General features: G+C 63.0%; 3 protein-coding genes. All 3 read left to right on the top strand.

Annotated features, from left to right (window positions below; all coding sequences use genetic code 11):
- Positions 1–293, top strand: a 293-nt coding sequence (locus EN935_RS36665) for a copper chaperone PCu(A)C (RefSeq protein WP_164771715.1), incomplete at its 5' end; no start/stop codon positions are given.
- Between the two features lie 41 nt (positions 294–334).
- Positions 335–853, top strand: coding sequence for a YcnI family protein (locus tag EN935_RS36660; RefSeq protein ID WP_127263219.1), 519 nt, complete (start codon positions 335–337; stop codon positions 851–853).
- A 53-nt stretch (positions 854–906) separates the two neighbouring features.
- The coding region (locus tag EN935_RS36655) for a copper resistance protein CopC (protein ID WP_206534675.1) at positions 907–1,214 on the top strand (308 nt) is incomplete at its 3' end.

The raw sequence follows: 1,214 nt of genomic DNA, 5'->3' as shown, positions 1-1,214 counted from the left end.
GGCTGGTGTCGATTTCCTCCGATGTTTCTGAAAAGGCCGAGCTGCATGAGATGGGCGTCAAGGACGGCGTCATGACCATGCGGCCGGTTACCGGCGGCTTGGAGATTCCGGCCGGCGGCAAGGTCGCGCTTGCACCCGGCGGCTATCATCTGATGTTCATCGGTCTGAAGCGCCAACCCAAGCAGGGCGAGAAGTTTTCCGCCACGCTGACCTTCGAAAAGGCCGGCGCCGTCAGCGTCGATTTTGCCGTCGAAGGCATGGGTGGTGGTGCCATGGACGACCACGCCAATTGATCGCGCCAGTTAGACAAATTTTGAAGATCTGAGGGACCATCATGAACAAGTATTTTCTGGCGGCCGCAGCACTTTTCGTGCTCGGGACGAGTGCCGCCTTCGCGCATATCACGCTCGAAACCCAGGAAGCGGCCGTCGGCTCGACCTACAAGGCGGTCCTGCGCGTGCCGCATGGTTGCGACGGCAAGGCGACGACCGCCGTGCGTGTGCAGATCCCGGAAGGCGTGATCGCGGTGAAGCCGATGCCGAAGCCGGGTTGGACGCTGCAGACCAAGAAGGGCAAGTACGACAAATCCTACCAGCTCTACGGTCAGGCGGTGGCCGATGGAGTCAAGGAGGTCGATTGGAGCGGCGGCAGCCTGCCGGATGAATTCTACGACGAGTTCGTTTTCCGCGCGACACTGGCGGCGGATCTCCCGGTGGGCCAAAAACTTTACTTCCCGGTGGTGCAGGAATGCGATGGCGCTGCCGATCGCTGGATCGAGATCCCGGCAGCCGGCCAGGATGAAGACGCGCTGGAAAACCCGGCGCCCGGCATCAAGCTGTTGCCGAAGAAATGATCGTTCGGGCGGCGCGCTCGCAAAAGCGCGCCGCTATTCTCCGTGGCGGTGACATGAGCACGACGTCCTTCCTGCAAACGGCTTCCATGGCCGGCCAACGCGCTGGCCGGCTTGTCGTCGGCCTGTTGGCCTTGATCGTGCTTCTTGCCGTCATGGCCGGGCCAGATCAGGCCTTTGCCCATGCCGCGCTGATCAAGACCGATCCGGCCGACGGCGCGGTGCTGGAACAGGGGCCGGCACAATTCTCGCTGACCTTCAGCGAACCGGTCTCGCCGCTGGTGCTGACCCTGGTGACGCCCGACGGAACGCCGGTCCCGTTGACCGCCTTCCGCCTCAGCGACCAGACGGTCGAGATCGACAA

Origin of the sequence: Mesorhizobium sp. M7D.F.Ca.US.004.03.1.1 (assembly GCF_003998635.1) — a bacterium.
GTDB lineage: Bacteria > Pseudomonadota > Alphaproteobacteria > Rhizobiales > Rhizobiaceae > Mesorhizobium > Mesorhizobium loti.
This window is presented reverse-complemented; position numbering and strand designations above follow the sequence as displayed.

Coding starts and splice junctions, on each gene's coding strand:
- EN935_RS36660 (WP_127263219.1), top strand. CDS start 335: ATGAACAAGTATTTTCTGGCGGCCGCAGCACTTTTCGTGCTCGGGACG.